The 15,127-nt window shown below is 71.8% G+C and carries 9 protein-coding genes; 2 read left to right on the top strand and 7 right to left on the bottom strand.

What is annotated here, in order from left to right; translation table 11 throughout:
- Positions 1 to 474: 474 nt before the first annotated feature.
- Genes KUM32_RS35920 through KUM32_RS35910 form a run of 3 tightly spaced genes read right to left on the bottom strand, consistent with a single transcriptional unit; the run spans position 475 to position 2,889 of the window.
- Positions 475 to 642: a hypothetical protein gene (locus KUM32_RS35920; RefSeq protein ID WP_217146106.1), complete on the bottom strand. Its 168-nt coding sequence runs from the start codon at positions 640 to 642 to the stop codon at positions 475 to 477.
- Positions 639 to 1,178: a hypothetical protein gene (locus KUM32_RS35915; RefSeq protein ID WP_254406625.1), complete on the bottom strand. Its 540-nt coding sequence runs from the start codon at positions 1,176 to 1,178 to the stop codon at positions 639 to 641. The genes KUM32_RS35920 and KUM32_RS35915 overlap by 4 nt, the downstream gene beginning before the upstream one ends.
- A gap of 43 nt (positions 1,179 to 1,221) precedes the next feature.
- On the bottom strand, positions 1,222 to 2,889 hold the full coding sequence (locus tag KUM32_RS35910; RefSeq protein ID WP_217146105.1) for a hypothetical protein: 1,668 nt from the start codon (positions 2,887 to 2,889) through the stop codon (positions 1,222 to 1,224).
- Positions 2,890 to 3,669: 780 nt separating this feature from the next.
- Between KUM32_RS35910 and KUM32_RS35905 the strand changes: the two genes are divergently transcribed.
- Together KUM32_RS35905 and KUM32_RS35900 are read left to right on the top strand one after the other, a co-directional pair.
- A complete protein-coding gene (locus KUM32_RS35905) occupies positions 3,670 to 5,178 on the top strand; it encodes an SDR family oxidoreductase (RefSeq protein WP_217146107.1) in 1,509 nt (502 codons plus the stop codon).
- Between the two features lie 113 nt (positions 5,179 to 5,291).
- The gene (locus KUM32_RS35900; protein ID WP_217146104.1) at positions 5,292 to 6,665 is read left to right on the top strand and encodes a deoxyribodipyrimidine photo-lyase; all 1,374 of its coding nucleotides are present in this window, start codon (positions 5,292 to 5,294) and stop codon (positions 6,663 to 6,665) included.
- A 317-nt stretch (positions 6,666 to 6,982) separates the two neighbouring features.
- Here the strand turns inward: KUM32_RS35900 and KUM32_RS35895 are convergent, their stop codons facing one another.
- The 4 genes from KUM32_RS35895 to KUM32_RS35880 form a co-directional block, all read right to left on the bottom strand.
- Entirely contained in the window at positions 6,983 to 7,168 is a 186-nt protein-coding gene (locus KUM32_RS35895; protein WP_217146103.1) for a hypothetical protein, read from the bottom strand.
- Between the two features lie 379 nt (positions 7,169 to 7,547).
- Positions 7,548 to 9,824: a VCBS repeat-containing protein gene (locus KUM32_RS35890; RefSeq protein WP_217146102.1), complete on the bottom strand. Its 2,277-nt coding sequence runs from the start codon at positions 9,822 to 9,824 to the stop codon at positions 7,548 to 7,550.
- A 325-nt stretch (positions 9,825 to 10,149) separates the two neighbouring features.
- Complete coding sequence (locus KUM32_RS35885) at positions 10,150 to 11,673, bottom strand: hypothetical protein (RefSeq protein ID WP_217146101.1); 1,524 nt, start codon at positions 11,671 to 11,673, stop codon at positions 10,150 to 10,152.
- A gap of 141 nt (positions 11,674 to 11,814) precedes the next feature.
- Positions 11,815 to 15,117 carry an EndoU domain-containing protein gene (locus KUM32_RS35880; protein WP_217146100.1) on the bottom strand — a complete coding sequence of 1,101 codons (3,303 nt, stop codon included), beginning with the start codon at positions 15,115 to 15,117 and terminating at the stop codon, positions 11,815 to 11,817.
- Between the last annotated feature and the right edge of the window lie 10 nt (positions 15,118 to 15,127).

Here is a 15,127-nt window from a genome sequence, read left to right as displayed (position 1 = left end):
CGAGGACGATCCCGCTTGGTTCGCCTCCGTCGCGGTGCTGGACGAGGGCAGCTACGAGATCGTCCGGAGTGACACCAGTCGGCGTGAGCACGACGTCGCCACCCAGACCAGCATCAATCAGATCGCAGGCGACCTCATCAAGTGGCTGGCCGCCCGCGCTACCTAAAACACGGCCTAGGCACACCCCACTGACAACGCCGTCACAAGGACGGCTCCGCAGAACAGGGCCCGCGAGTGGCCTTGTGTGCCATGTGTCCCGTCAGGCTGGGGAACGACGGATACCGTGCCCAGCTCGCCTGCTGGACGGGCGCCCGGGTGCTGCTGCGCTCGCGGCAGGGCACGGACGACGACGGCCGCGTTCCCGGAGATCCGGGCCGCCGCCCTGGCGCAGCTGCCTGACGACACCGGCCTGGACGGCGTCACGGAACCTTCAGCCCAAGCTGGCCGTGGCGGCCCGCTTCCCGGCCGCGACCGTCAGGAGAAGCCGCCCAGCCGTGCGCCTCCGATGGTGACTGCAGCCAGCACCGCCAGTACGACGGCCGCGATGCGCAGTCTCCGCTCCAGGGTCCTGGCGCGCCTTTGGCGGCGATTCAGTTCCGCTGAGGGGTCCCACCGTTGCTTCTCCGCCTCCCAGCTGTTCATGCCAGCATGCCGGTGATCGTCTGGGCGGCCACCCCGGCCGCGGTCTGCCCGCCCACGGACCCAGCAGCCTGGGCCGCGAGCGAAGCGAGCCTTCGCAGCCGTCCCTGCTCCACCCTGTTGGTGGCCTGGATCTCCTCTTCGGCCAGGGCAGCTTCCGTGCGCAGTTCGCCTGGCTCACCGCGCAACAGTACGAGCGCTTCGATCAGTTCAGGCGTGGCCTCGAAGAACCGCTCCGACCGGTGGGTGGCCCGGGCGTCAGGGCCTGAAGCCGCCGCACCCCCGGTCATCCGTCCGATGGCGATGCCGCCCGGGAGTGGTGTCACGACGGGGGCGGGCAGTGCACTCGCGTCGGCCGGCCGGCCGATCTGTCTGCCGGATTCCTCGGCCTCCGCCCGCAGCCCTGCGGCAACGGCTCCTCCGTAGAGCTCACCGATCACGAGGCCGCCCGGCGACTGCGCACCGGCCGGACCCTCGTCGGCGTCCCTGTCGCGGTCGGCGCCCGCCGCACCGTCACGTCCGTCCGTATTCCCGCTCACACTGCCTCCCTGTTCCGTGTTCCTGCGCGTGCTCGTCGCCTCTTCAGAACCGCTGCCGTCTCAGGACGCGGCCCCTCGCCTGGCGCAGTCCACCGGCGGTTCGTGCTCGGGCGCCTTGCCCCGCCGCCACCGCGCCCCCGCTCATCGCCCCGATGTGGATCCCCCCGTTGCTCACCTGGATGACTTGTTGCTCCAGTTGCCCGGTGTCGTAGCCCTTTTCCCGCAGCACTCGGAATGCCCCGGTGGTGATGCGCTCCGCGAGCGCCTTGAGATAGCGGTTGACATCCATCTCCCGGATCGGTGACTTCTTGTACGCGGCCGCGAGTTCGCGTACCGAGTCCGAGGCCCCCTCGGACGGGGTGTCCCAGCCGTTCCGGCGCTCGAACCGTCGCTTCACCGACATCATCGCGTCACCCGCTGAGCCCGCGACGGAGAAGATGGCGGCGACTCCGGAGGCCGGAGCGGCGAGCAGAGCTCGTACCACCGAGGACGCCGGCAGGTCGGGGCGTTCGGCGATCGCGTCGACGAGCTCGAACTCCGGCTGCAACGGATCCATGACGTAGAGGCAGACCTCCAGCGTCAGTGACTTGCCCTGGGTGTAGACCCGCACCAGAGCAGTGACCATCACCCGCTGATCCCAGGCGCCGATCCGGGCCCAGAGGTAGTGCCGCCGGGCCTCGCCGCCTTCTTCGACCGCCTCGCGGAGGTGCCCGTCCGTAGCCGCCTGCCCATGGTCGACCGAGTCCCTCGGCGGCCCCGCCGGCAGGTAGACCAGTTCGTCGATCTGCACCTCCCTGAGACGGTCCACCTTCGATCGGGGACCGGTGTCCGCGCGGAATTCCTCCAGCTCGTCCCGAAGGCGACCCAGCACGTCGGCGGTGGTGAGCGGCTCGGCATCGGCGTCCGGCTCGCGCTTCAGGTCCATCACGATGGGCGTGGGGTCCAGCACCGCCCGGCCCAGCCCGGCGAACCCCCGGTTCGCGTCGTACAGGACGATCTTCGAGTCCTGTTCCCTCTTGATGACCTCCCCGACATCCCGGAGCCACGCGGGCCCCGTCAGCCTCTCCGGGGACCGTTGTTCGAAGGCATTGGGGCGGAACTGATCACGCATGGTCCGCTCGACGATGTGGCGGTGTACCCACACGGGGACGGCCAGCAACAACGGGAATGCCACCGCCACCCAGTGGGCGGGGTTTCTCAACACGGCGACGAACGCTGTCGCCCAGTAGGAGGCCAGCACGTATCCGGGGCCGACCACGGCGAACAAGAACCGACCTCGCTGTCTGAGCGCCAGGCCACTCGGCTCGTACACGCTCCTGCCACGACCCGGAATGCTCCCTGTCAACCACAGCAGCAAGCACACGATGCTGTAGTTGAACACCCAGAACCCATTGTCGATTTCACATACGGGCCAATCCGCCACTGCTGTGATGGAATCGTAGGGAAGCTCGAAAACGAACGTGAAGACACTCAGGAAGTCCCAGCTCGAATCTCCGCCTTCTCTGCCCACTCCGTTCTTCGCTCCGCAGGCGAAAGGCGCGTGCGGGAGGAGTAGATCTGCCAGTGCGAAGAGCGCCCACACCACGGCGACCCAGATGCCCGTTGTCCGTTCAAGTCTGCCGGCCCGCCTCGCGTTGGCCAGCACCGCGAAGACATCGACACCGGCCGCTGGGGCAAGCGCCCTTTCGTCGTGCCTGACGAGCAGGTTCACGACACGACGCCGGAAGCGAGCGGAGAGATAGGGCCCTGCGCACAGGAGTCGGGTGGTCTCGGTATCGGGGCGTGATGCGGGAGATCGCGACGGCCCGTCAGGAGGCGGTGAGCAGGAGGGTAATTGAGCAGGAACTACCACAGTGTCGTGACCTCCTTGTGTCAGACGACCGCCATCTTAGTGCTCCTGCAGGATTTTGCTGCCTGACCTGCGGGTTTCGCTGGGCGGCTGGATTGTAGCGGGCCGCGGAGTGGTCAGGGTGGCCTTCGGTGGACCGGCCCTCGATCGTGCGACAGCGCCGCAGGCAGTGACAGCGGCGGGCGACTGCTTGGCGTCGTCGGCGCCAGTTCGACCAGCTCAGCGCGTGGTGTCGTCCTCGGCGGCCATGCGGGTGCGGCGGCCGGGGACGTGGCGGCCAGGAAGGCGTGCGCCAGCATGGCCGGCCGCGGGCCGGCACCTGGGAAGCCGACCTCGGACTGGGGCCGGCGGTCGCGGTGCCCGGCCCCGGAATCCCGGTGGTCCTGCCGGCACGGGCGCCCCGGGGGCGGTTGGTGCTCATGCCGCGCGGCCCCGGTCACCCGGTGCCGCTCCCCGGCCCTCCTTCCGGCACACCGGCGCCGTCGCCGGAGCGCGGAGCGCCCCAGGGGTGGGCGCCGGAGCAGGGCAGCGGGCTCCGTCTCCTCGTCGCGTTCGCCGACGTGTCGCCGCGACAGGCACGGGCACGCCGATGCGCCCATGATCGGACAGCAGAGCACGATGCCGGACCGGACGCTTGGAGGAATGCACGTGGACACGGACGGACAGCGGGACACGGAGCGGCTGCACTGCCTGGTCACCGGGGCGTCCGGGTACATCGGCGGACGTCTGGTGCCGGAGCTGCTGGAAGCCGGCCACCGCGTCCGGTGCCTGGCCCGCTCCCCGGGCAAACTCCGCGACCACCCCTGGGCGCAGGACGCCGAGACGGTCGGCGGCGACGTCACGGACGCCGGCTCCGTCGCCGAAGCCATGCGGGGTATCGACGTCGCGTACTACCTGGTGCACGCCCTGGGCACGGGTTCCGGCTTCGAGGACACCGATCGCCGCGCGGCCCGGACCTTCGCCGAGCAGGCGCACGCCGCCGGCGTGCGGCGGATCGTGTATCTCGGCGGACTCACACCCCGTGGTGTCCCGGAGGAGGAACTTTCCCCGCATCTGCGGTCCCGGGCCGAGGTCGGGCGCATCTTCCTGGAGGCACCCGTACCGGCCACCGTGTTGCGGGCAGCGGTCGTCATCGGCTCGGGATCCGCGTCGTTCGAGATGTTGCGCTACCTCACCGAACGCCTGCCCGTCATGATCACCCCCAGATGGGTGCACACCCGCACGCAGCCCATCGGGGTACGCGACGTGCTGCGCTATCTCGTCGGCTCGGCCACCATGCCCGCGGACGTCGACCGGGCTTTCGACATCGGCGGACCGGACGTCCTCACGTACCGGGCGATGATGCACCGCTACACCACCGTCGCCGGACTGCGTCGGCGGGTCATCGTGCCGGTGCCGGTCCTCACTCCGGGACTGTCCAGCCACTGGGTCGGTCTCGTCACTCCGGTGCCCGCCTCCCTCGCCCGGCCGCTGACGGAGTCACTGCGCCACGAGGTCGTCTGCCACGAACACGACATCGCCGCCCATGTGCCCGATCTCCCCGGCCGGCCCCTGCCCTTCGACGATGCCCTGGCCCTGGCACTGCGCCGGGTGCGCGAGGCGCAGGTGGCCACACGCTGGTCGTCCGCCGCCGTACCGGGAGCACCCAGCGACCCGCTGCCCACGGACCCGGACTGGGCGGGCGGCAGCCTCTACCAGGACGAGCGCCGACTGCTGGTGGTCGGTGCGTCACGCGAGGCCCTGTGGAAGGTGATCGAGGGTGTGGGCGGCGACAACGGCTGGTACTCCTTTCCCCTCGCCTGGGCGGTCCGCGGCTGGCTGGACCGTTTCGTCGGAGGCGTCGGCCTGCGCCGCGGACGCCGCGACGCGGCCCGCCTCCGGGTGGGTGACTCGCTCGACTTCTGGCGGGTCGAGGAGATCGAGCGCGGCCACCTGCTGCGTCTGCGTGCGGAAATGCGCCTGCCGGGTCTCGCCTGGCTCGAGATGTACGCCGAGACGGACGCCGAAGGCCGCACCCGTTACCGGCAACGCGCCTTGTTCCACCCGCGCGGCCTGCTCGGTCACGCCTACTGGTGGAGCGTCTCCCCGTTCCACGCCGTCGTCTTCGGCGGCATGGCCCGCAACATCGCCCGGGCCGCCGCCAAGGCATGAGCGCGCACAGGGCCCGGTCCCCCGCCGACCGAGTCCGGCACGCCCGCGCCGGGCGGAACGTCCGGCGACGACACCACCCAACAGCACCGCTTCTCGGCACCAGGAGCAACGCCATGACCGTCGCGGTCGTCCTGTTCACCTCGGACCTGCGTCTGCACGACCATCCACCACTGCGCGCCGCACTCGCGGCGGCCGACGAGGTGGTGCCCCTGTTCGTACGCGATCCGGGTGTGCACGACGCGGGTTTCGACGCGCCCAACCGGAACGCCTTCCTCGCCGACTGCCTGGCCGACCTCGACGCCTCACTGCGCCGGCGCGGCGGCCGGCTCGTCGTGCGCAGCGGGCCGGTCCCCCAGGAGGTCGACGCGGTCACCGCCGAGTGCGGGGCTGCGGAGGTGCACATGGCGGCAGGGGTCACCGGGTACGCCCAGCGACGGGAGGAGCAGCTGCGTGACCGCCTCGGCGAACGCGGCGTGGCACTGCGCGTCCACGACGCCGTGATCACCGCCGTCGCTCCCGCACGGGTGACGCCGGCCGGCTCGGACCACTACGCCGTGTTCAGCCCCTACTTCCGCCGCTGGTCCGGCGAGCGACTGCGGGACACCTGCCCGGCACCGAGAACCGTGCGTGTCCCCGGCACGGTACCCGGCGAGCCGCTGCCGTCCCGCGACACGCTGTCCGGCATCTCGCCGTGCCTTCCCGCCGGAGGGGAGAAGGCGGGACGCGAGTGGTTCTCACGATGGGCGCACGCGGGTCTGTCCACGTACGGGGAACGGCACGACGACCTTGCGGCTGACGCGACCTCCCGGTTGTCGCCGTATCTGCACTTCGGTGCCCTGTCGCCGGTCGAGCTCGTCCAGCGGGCCCGCGCGCACGGTGGGCCCGGGGCGGAGGCGTTCGTCCGTCAGCTGTGCTGGCGCGATTTTCACCACCAGGTGCTCTCGGCGAGGCCCGAGGCGTCGTTCCGGGACTATCGCACCCGGCACGACCGGTGGCGGAGCGAGAACGAGGCGTCCGAGGACATCGCCGCGTGGCGGGAGGGCCGCACAGGCTATCCGGTCGTCGACGCCGGGATGCGGCAATTGCGTCACGAGGGCTGGATGCACAACCGCGCGCGCCTGCTGGTGGCAAGCTTTCTGACCAAGACGCTGTACGTGGACTGGCGGATCGGCGCACGGCACTTCCTGGACCTGCTCGTGGACGGCGACATCGCCAACAACCAGCTCAACTGGCAGTGGGTCGCCGGAACCGGCACCGACACCCGTCCCCACCGCGTCCTCAACCCCGTGCTCCAGGGCAAGCGTTACGACCCGAACGGCACCTACGTACGACGATGGGTGCCCGAACTGCACGACGTGGACGACCGGTACGTGCACGAGCCCTGGCGGCTCCCGGAGGACCGCCGCGCCCGTCTCGGCTACCCCGAACCGCTCATCGACCTCGCCGACGGGCTGGCCCGCTTCACACACGCCCGCGGTCGCGACTGAGGAGCGGCACATCGTGCACCGGTTCCTCGGCGACCGGTGCCGACCGGTGCCGCCGTGGCCGACCGGTGCCGCCGTGGCCGATGGCGCCAGGGAAGTCATCAGGACGTGTCGGGGCACGCCGACGGCTCGGTGCTGCGGACGGCGGACCCGCTCGCCGCCGACGGCTGGGACGTCGGCCTGCCGCGGTGGGCGGACACCGCCGCACGTGCGGCTCCCGCCACCCGGGCAACGACTCGCACCGGCCCCCGTGCGATCCCCCCGGCAGGCACTGCCTCGACGGTGTGGACTCGGGTGTCGGCGGCGCGCGGGCCAAAGGCCTACAGGGCTCCGGGACGGGCCTTCGGCTCGAAGACGTTCTGTGGGACACCCGGCTGGGAGGTGGACGTCTGGCGCAGTACCTGTGCCAGGTCGCGGTGGATCCGGTCGGCTTCACCACGGACCTGGACGGGGATGTCGCCGCGTTCGGCGACGAGGCGGTCGTAGACGGGGGTCTGCTGGAACACGGTGGGGCGGTTTCCCTTCAGCGGACGGTTCGCCGGACGGGCTCAGCCTACGGGCCCGGTGTTCGCGCCCGCTGCCCCGGGCGGGCGTTCAGGTCGGGGCGGGCGCCCTCGGTCGCGGTGACGGCCCTGCCGGCCGCCGGTGCCTGGTTCCTGATCGGGATGCACCGGCAGGACGGCGCCGGTGTCACCGAGCGCGTCGTGACCACCGCTGCTGCGTCCCTCCCTCGCCCTCACCGTCCTGTCGGTCACCGGACCGCTCCTCGCCCTCACCCCCGTCCTGTCGGCCACCGGACCGCTCCTCGCCTCCGACCAGTTCTTCGTCCTCACCAGGGGCGGTCCCGACAACAGCACCGTCACCGTCGGATGCGGGCCGGCAGCGTCAGAAAACCGAGTTGACGGGTGCCGAGTCCCAGAGCAGGTTGCCCGGGGCGGCGGGCTTGAACGGGGCCGCCGTGTCGCCGGTGCCCGCGTAGAACTTGGCGCCCGAGGTTCCGACCGCGTAGAGGTCGGCCCGCCCGTCGCGGTCGGCGTCGCCGATGCCGACGAGGTGGGTGAAGGCGCCCCAGCCCCCGCCGATCCTCGTGCGCGGGGCGTAGGTGCCGTCGCCCTTGCCCTCGTACAGCCACAGGACACCGGCCTTGTCGCGGGCGACGAGGTCTCCGGCGGAGGTGCCGGTGATGTCGCCCGTGGCGGTGAGCTGGTTGTACACCTCCCAGCCCGAGCCGATCTTCTTGCGCGGTGCGAAGGGCGCGCTCGTGCTGCCCGTGCCCTTGTAGAACCACACGTCGCCGGCGGTGTCGGTGGCGGTGAGGTCGGACCTCCCGTCGCCGTCGAGGTCGCTGCCGCCGGTCATGTTGGTGTAGATCTGCCAGCCGCCGCCGATCTTCGTACGGCCGGCGAAGGTGCCGTTCCCGTTGCCCTGGTAGAGCCAGAGCACGCCGGTCTTGTCACGGGCGACGAGGTCGCCGGCCGGGCTGCCGGCGATGTTCCCGGCGGCCTCCAGCTGGTCGTAGATCTGCCAGCCGCCGCCGACCTTCACCCGACCCGTCGAGTACGGCTGCGGCGCGGACGCCACCTTGGCCGAGTCGTCGCGCCACAGCACGCCCGCGGCGTCACGGGAGAGCAGGTCCGGTGTGCTGTTGTCCGTGTAGTCGTGCGGGCCGGCCGTGCGGGTGACCTTGAAGGTGCCGGTCCGCGCGAGGTCCGGACCGATTCCGTTGAGCGGGGAGGCGGTCACGTCCCAGACGTAGTCGCCGCTGGGAGCGAACTCCTTCATGCCTTGGGCGTTGGGGAGCATCCCGTCCCAGCGGAAGTCGACGGATCCCTTGCCCTCGTAGGTGGCCGCCTGCGCGAAGTCGTACCGCACGCTGCGGCCCGTGCCGACATGCCGCACCGTCACGGAGCCGCGGGCGTTGGTCCGGGAGAGCACCCAGCGGAGCATGGCCTGACCGTCGTTCTTGTCGAGGTCGACGACCGGAGCAGTGGGCCCGGTGTACAGCGTGAGCGCGGTCGGCTCGCCGGTGCTCGCGATGAGCGTGGCGGTGGGCTTTCCGTCCGCCCCGCGGACGATCCGGTAGACCCCCTCGCCGTGGGCGACCGTACCGCCGCGCACCAGGAGCGCGCCGTCGGTGGCGGGGACGGTGGACGAGGCGTGGTCGAGGAGCTTGACCGTGGATCCGTCGACGAGGTTGACGGCACCGAGCGCGAAGCGCGCGGACGCCTCGGTCGCGGCGGCGCCGCCCGGGGCGGCGTACGTGGCCCAGTCGCCCAGGACGCCGATGTGCGGGCGGACGGAGTCGCCCAGGTCGGCCGCCTCCACGGCCGGCGAGCCTTCCGAACCGCCGCGGGTGGCGTACATGAGCTTGGCGTGCGCGGACGTCGGGGCGTCGACCCAGACCCAGCGGTCCCCGGAGAGGGCCGTGTCGGTGTCGTACGCGGACACGCCCACCTCCCGCTTCTCGACGACGGAGGCGGTGGCGACGTCCACGACGGCGAGGTAGGAACGGTCGGTGTCGGCGTCCGCCGAGACGTAGCGCACGAGCGCCGAGCTGTCCGACAGGGCCTCGACGCTCTGTACCCTCGAGTTCGGCGTGAGGCCGGTCACCTGCCTGTTGCTGCCCGCCTGGTTCCCCTCGCCGATCAGACGGAGCTGGCCCGTCCTGCTCTGGCTGTCCCAGGACGAGAAGACGAGAGTCCTGCCGACCACGCCCTTCCAGGAGAGCCGGGTGTCGGTCTGGTTGACGACCGCGGGGTCGCTGCCCGGCGACGACATGTCATGGAGCAGGTACCGGGTCGTGCCGTCCTCCTTGGCTACGACCGTGTCGGAACCGCCGCCGCGGTACCCGCTGTACCACTCCGGGAGGTCCGTGGTGGTGCCGTCGACGGTGCTGGTCCAGCGGTAGTACGTGTGGTCCCATCGGCGCTCCACCGACAGGAACCCGGTCGGACCGACACTGAGGATCTGGTCGGTACGGGGGATGGAGATGACGCCGTCGACGGCCGCCTGCGCGTCGGCGGATCCGGCGTCCGCGGCGACGGCAGCGGCGGTCACCGCCGCGGACGCGGGCGCGGTCGCGAGACTCCCACCGACGGTCACGGCCAGAACGGTGGTGACGGCCGCGACGAGCTGGCGTCGGGCGGGACGAACATGGGTCAAAGCGGGTTCCTCTCAAACGACCGGGCGCGCACCAGGAGCTGCGCGCCCGGTCAGACTCTTGATCACGCCGGAAGGTTGTGCCGGGTGGCGCTGTTGCCGGGCCGGCGGGGATGTCGCCCGGGCGAAGTGGTCGGGCCGGCGGTGTGACACTCGGCCGCAACCGGCTCCACCGCCTCCAGTACCGGGCCGGCACCCTCGACGGCTTCATAGCGGGCACCCGCCTGGAACGGGCCGACGCGATCTTCGAACGCCTCGTGATCCGGGGGCGGAGCCCCGAGTCGCCCTGCCCCCGGGGCCTGCCCGGCCGGTGCGGTACCGGAGAGGGTCAGCTACAGCTCACGTGGACCACGTCCGCCGCGTGGTGAGCGTCCGTGGGGCCGTTGGAGTTCCAGTCCTTGCCGCGGTCGTGCAGCACGACCGACAGGCTTCCGCCGCCGATCCTCACGTTCGGGGCCTCCACCCACTGCCCCGGGTGGTCGACCTGGTCGATCCTGAAGCTCGCGAGCTGCGCCCCGGAGGAGCCGCTGCCGGCGTGGACGGTGTAGTAGGACGGGTTGCCGCCGACGTGCCGGATACCGCCGGAGCCGGGGATGTGCACCCTGACGCGGCAGGTGCCCGCGGTGTCGAAGCCGGTGTCGAAGGACCAGGTCGCGTAGTTGCCCGCGTCGTTGTTGTCACCGGACATCGGGATCGAACGGTACCGGCCGCTGCAGCCGTTGGACGAGTAGCCGCCGACCGCGGTCGTCCACTGGTCGTCGTCGTTGGCGACCTTGGACGAGCCGTGCTCGCGGTAGGAGGTGCCGGAGCCCGAGCAGTGCGGGCCCTCATAGGCGGAGAACGACCGGCTGGTGGTGGTGGAGTCGGACCTGGAATCCGTCGTCGGTTTCCCGGCAGGCGCCTTGGAACCGGGTTCCGACTTGGTGGTCGTCTCGCGGGTCCCGGTGGGTGACGGCGCGTCGGCCGCCTTCTCCTTCCCGGCGGAGTCGGCGACGGCGTTGTTCTGCGGCCCGGGGGGCACGTTCGAGGCCGTCTCGTTCTTGCCGTCAGGGGTTTTGCCGGCAGGGGCCTTGACCACCGGAGCCTTGTCCTGCTCGGCGCTGGGCACGTACCCCGACGGGAAGGTGCTCGGGCCGGTGTACCCGGCCGCGTGGCCGCGGCTCTTGTCGTCCTTCGGATCGTCGCCGGATACGGCACCGATGACGAAGGGGGTGGCGAGGAGGATCACTCCGCCGATCGCGGCGGCGGCGACCATGGGGCGGGATATCCGGTTCGGGTCCCCGGAGGCGCCGGTGGTCCCGGTGCCCGGGGAGCCGTCGCCCGAGCCGCTGCCGGACGCGGCCGCGTCGGTGGCGGCTCCGGTGCGTCCGGCACGCAGCCAGGAGAAGCGGGGCCTGGAGGCCGCCGCGGCCGGAGCAACGGCTGTGCTGCCGGTGGTGCCGCTGGTGGCGGTTGCCGTCGCGGCAGGCCGGGCAGAGGATGCCGTCGCCCCTTCGGAAGACGACGGCTCCTCGGACGACGACGTTTCGGACGACGGCGTTTCGGGTGCCCCGGACTCCGTCTCCCCCTCGGCGCCCTCCGGCTCGCTCTCCGTCCTGGTGGCCTCCGGCGACGTGGAGGCACCGCTCCCCCGCAGCGCGGCGGCGACGCCCACCGCGGTCCCGGGCCCGGTTTCGGGCTCGGGTGCTGCCACCACCGCGACCGCGGCCCCACCCTCGGCTTCGGCTTCGGCTTCGGCTGCGGATGCGGATGCGGTCTCGGGTCCGGTCACCGGGTTCGCTCCGGGCTTCTTCTCCGGCGCGGCTTCCGACTCGTCCGGACCCGCGCCGATCACACCGTTGCTGACGGACACCGTGGCACGCGCCGTCGGCGCCCCGGCCTCCTCTGGTCCGGACCCACCGGCACTGCCGGGGGTACCGCTCTGCGACTCCGTGACTGCCACTGGTGCCACTCTCTCTTTTCGTCATCCGTCGTGCTGTTGGTGGTGGTGCGGTCATGCGCCCGGCGGGGGTCCGGGCGGTCCGGGCGGTACGGGCCCGCGCGTCGCCGCCGTCTCGTGCTCGACCCACTTCCGTACCGCCGCCGGTCCCGCGTCCCGGTCGCCGGCGTGCAGCGCGGCCAGGTCCTCGTCCGTCGTGTGGTGGTCCGCCACGTAGTCCCAGAACCGCTCGATGTCCTCGGCCGTCACCATGAGGTTCTTGGTGTCCACGGCCGTCACCACGAGGTGTGCCATGTCCTCGGCGGTCACCGTGAGTTCGTGGAACCAGGCCAGTTCGCGGGGGTCGAGACCGAGGCCGTCGAGTCGCTGCCTCACCAGGTCGGCGGAGACGGCCGGATCACCGTGCCAGAGCAACCCCCCGAGGGTCCATCCGTTGCCGACGACGAGATTCGGGATGGTACCGAAGAGCTTGGGGTCGATGCCGAGGCGGTCGGCGATCTCGAGCACCGAGAGGGGGTCGGGCGACGCGTTCGTAGCCGGGTCGGTGAACATCGCAGCCGTCTCGCGGGCGTCCTGGTACCGCTGTTCCAGCCGCGTCGTCAGCGGGAGGGGGCCCGCTTCCCGGCCGGGGCCGTCGATGTAGACACGGGCTTGCTCGGGCCACATTCCGAGACGTTGGACCAGGAGCGCGAGCGGGCGGGGGTCCGGACCGCCGGGGAGCGCGGCGGTCGGATCGTTCAGACCGAGCCGCCACAGCGCCACGGCACGCGTCAGATCGCCCAGGGTGAGCTGATCCAGCGGCAGTTCCACGGAGGTGGGGATCTCGGCCCACTCGGCGAATTCGCCCCGTGCCTCCTGTGCCGTTTCCGCGGCGCCGAACTGGACCGCCATCTGAGCGAAGTTGCCGCGCCAGTGCTGTCCGGCGAACTGCTCGGCCATCTCCTCGACGGTGCTCCCGGTCTCCCAGAGCGGCCGGGTGTGCACACCGAACACCGTCGGCTGGTCGATCAGGGTCGCGGTCATCACCATCTCCAGCCGGCGCGGGTGCACCCCCAGCAGGAGGGCCTGGGCGACGACGTCCTGGCGGACCGCCCGCTGTGTCCGCTGGTCCCAGGAGGTGAGCAGGTCACTGTCCGGGCCCGCCTCGATCAGGCCGCTCAGCGTCTCCCCCCGGTCCTGCAGATGGGCGGCGAGGTCCCACCAGTGCTCGACGCCGATGCCCCGCGCGCTCATCCACCTCATCAGCAGCAGCGGGTCCTCGGCGCCCAGCCGGTCGGCGATCAGGTCCAGGTGGTCGAGGACGACGAGCGGGTCTCCGAAGCCGCGCAGGAGCGCGGCGACGCTCGACACGTCCTGGGGGTCCACTCCCAGCTCCTGGCCGAGGACGAAGAGATGCGCCGGGTTGACTCCCATGCCGGCCGCCGCCTCGGCGAGGGGTCCGTCGGGCTGCCACAGCGGCGGCACGCCGGGCCCTTCGTCGGTGTGGATGGTGTAGTCGGCGATCCGCCACACCCCGTCGGCGCCCTGCTCGTGACGGATCTCCAGCCGGACGCCCGGCACGGGGAACGCCTCCAGCACCACCACGCCGGGGCCCTGCCGTCCCTCGACGGGGCGGGCGTGCAGGGAGTGCTGCAGCGCGGCCAGCCGTACCCGGTCCGGCGTCCAGTCGCCCCGCAGGTTCTCGGGGATCGTCAGGTCGCTTCCGGCGCCCGGGTGGAACAGGCGGCCGGTGGCACCGACCAGGTCCTGCGCACTGTGGTCGCGGTCGGCGTGGGGCGCGAGTTCCCGGGCGGTGTGCAGCTGGACGAGAGCGTCGACACCGGGCTCGTGGGTCAGCGGGCTCGGTCCGTGGAGGTCGAGCACCGCCGAGGTGGCGGCACGCCAGACGGGCGTGGCGAGCGTTCCGGCAGGTGGCCTCCACTGGTCCGGGCCGAGGGTTCGCGGGGCGGAGAGGAACATCGCGCCGAATCCGGGGCCGAGCAGCGTGTGGGCGTTCCTCACACCCGAGGACGCCGCACGCTCCAGCAGCTCGGCGTCGGGTCCGTCGCCCGTGTCGTCGTACTCGATCGCGAACCGGAGTTCCGCCGGGCCGAGCCCGGGGACGTCACCGAGGGGCAGCCGGGCGCCCCGGATCGACTCCAGCAGGAAATCCATGCCGTTGTCCCGCGGCACGTGCAGCACACGGACGATCTCGGTTCTCTGTTCGCCGTTGTGGCGCAGCACCCGGTTCATCCGGTAGTGGGCCCCGTCGCCGGTGCGGAACTCGATGTCGTGCGCCTCGGCCAGCACCACGGTGGACGTGTGGTCCCCCGCTCCGGACTGGTGCCAGGACGGCCGTACCCACTGGTGCTCGCCGTCGAGGACCTGCCCGTGCATCGGCACGTTCTCGATCACGGCGTGCCAGATGTGGCCGCCGGAGGGCAGGAGGGTGAAGGACCCGCGCGCGAGGGCCTGTTGGTGGCCGGCGCGGATGTATTCGTCCATCCGCCAGCCGTTCCATCCGTCCGGGAAGAGGGTGTTGAGACCGGTGACGCCGTCGGAGAGGGCGACGGCCGGGCCCGGGGAGACGAGGGGGGCGCGGACGGTCCCGTACATCGAGTGCCGCAGTTCGAGAGCGAAGGTGCCGGCCCGCCATGTGAGGTTGCCTGCCGTGGTGGTGCCGAACGGCAGGTGGCGCACCGCCGGTCCGCCCATGGGGCCGGCATCCTCCCGTCCGCCGGTACGCAGGTGACCGCCGATGCCGCGGGACCGGTCGCCGAGTGCGATGAAGTCCCACAGCCGGTGGGTGGCCAGCGGGGCACCGCCCTGGGCGAAGGGGGTCGGGTGCGGTTCGTCGGCCGGGTCGGCGAACAGGGCCGGGGTGAGGTCATCCTGTCGGAGCGACGGCTGGAAGTCGGTGATGGTGCCGTCGGACAGGGCGTGACCGCGGATGCGGACCCCTCGGTGGACGCCCTCGAACTCGCCGTCCTGCCGGATGTTGCCGCGCCGCAGCTGCTCGCGGTGGACGTGTTCGACCGCCGCGGCCACCTCCTCCAGCGACCAGTGTTCGGGGAACATCATGACGGGCCGGTTGTCCGGGCCGCCCCCGGCCGCGCGGTAGGTGCCGTTGGGGTTGGTGCCGTTGGGGTTGGTGCCGTTGGGGTTGGTGCCGCCCAGCGGCTCGGGCCGCAGGCGTCCGGTGGTGCCGACGGGCGCCAGGAGGCCTGCCACACCGGTGGCCGGATTGCCGCGCAGCACCCGCTCGGCGACGTCGAGCGGCAGGTGGGACGGTACGTCGTCGCGCGGGCCGGGCTCCAGCCCGGCGTCCTTCCACGCGGTCTCGATCGCCGATCCGATCAGGTTCAGGTCACGGGGCATCAGCCGTTGG

It is taken from the genome of Streptomyces sp. AC627_RSS907, assembly GCF_019049165.1.
Note: the sequence above shows the minus strand (reverse complement) of the source record. Positions and strands in the feature narration are given on the sequence as shown.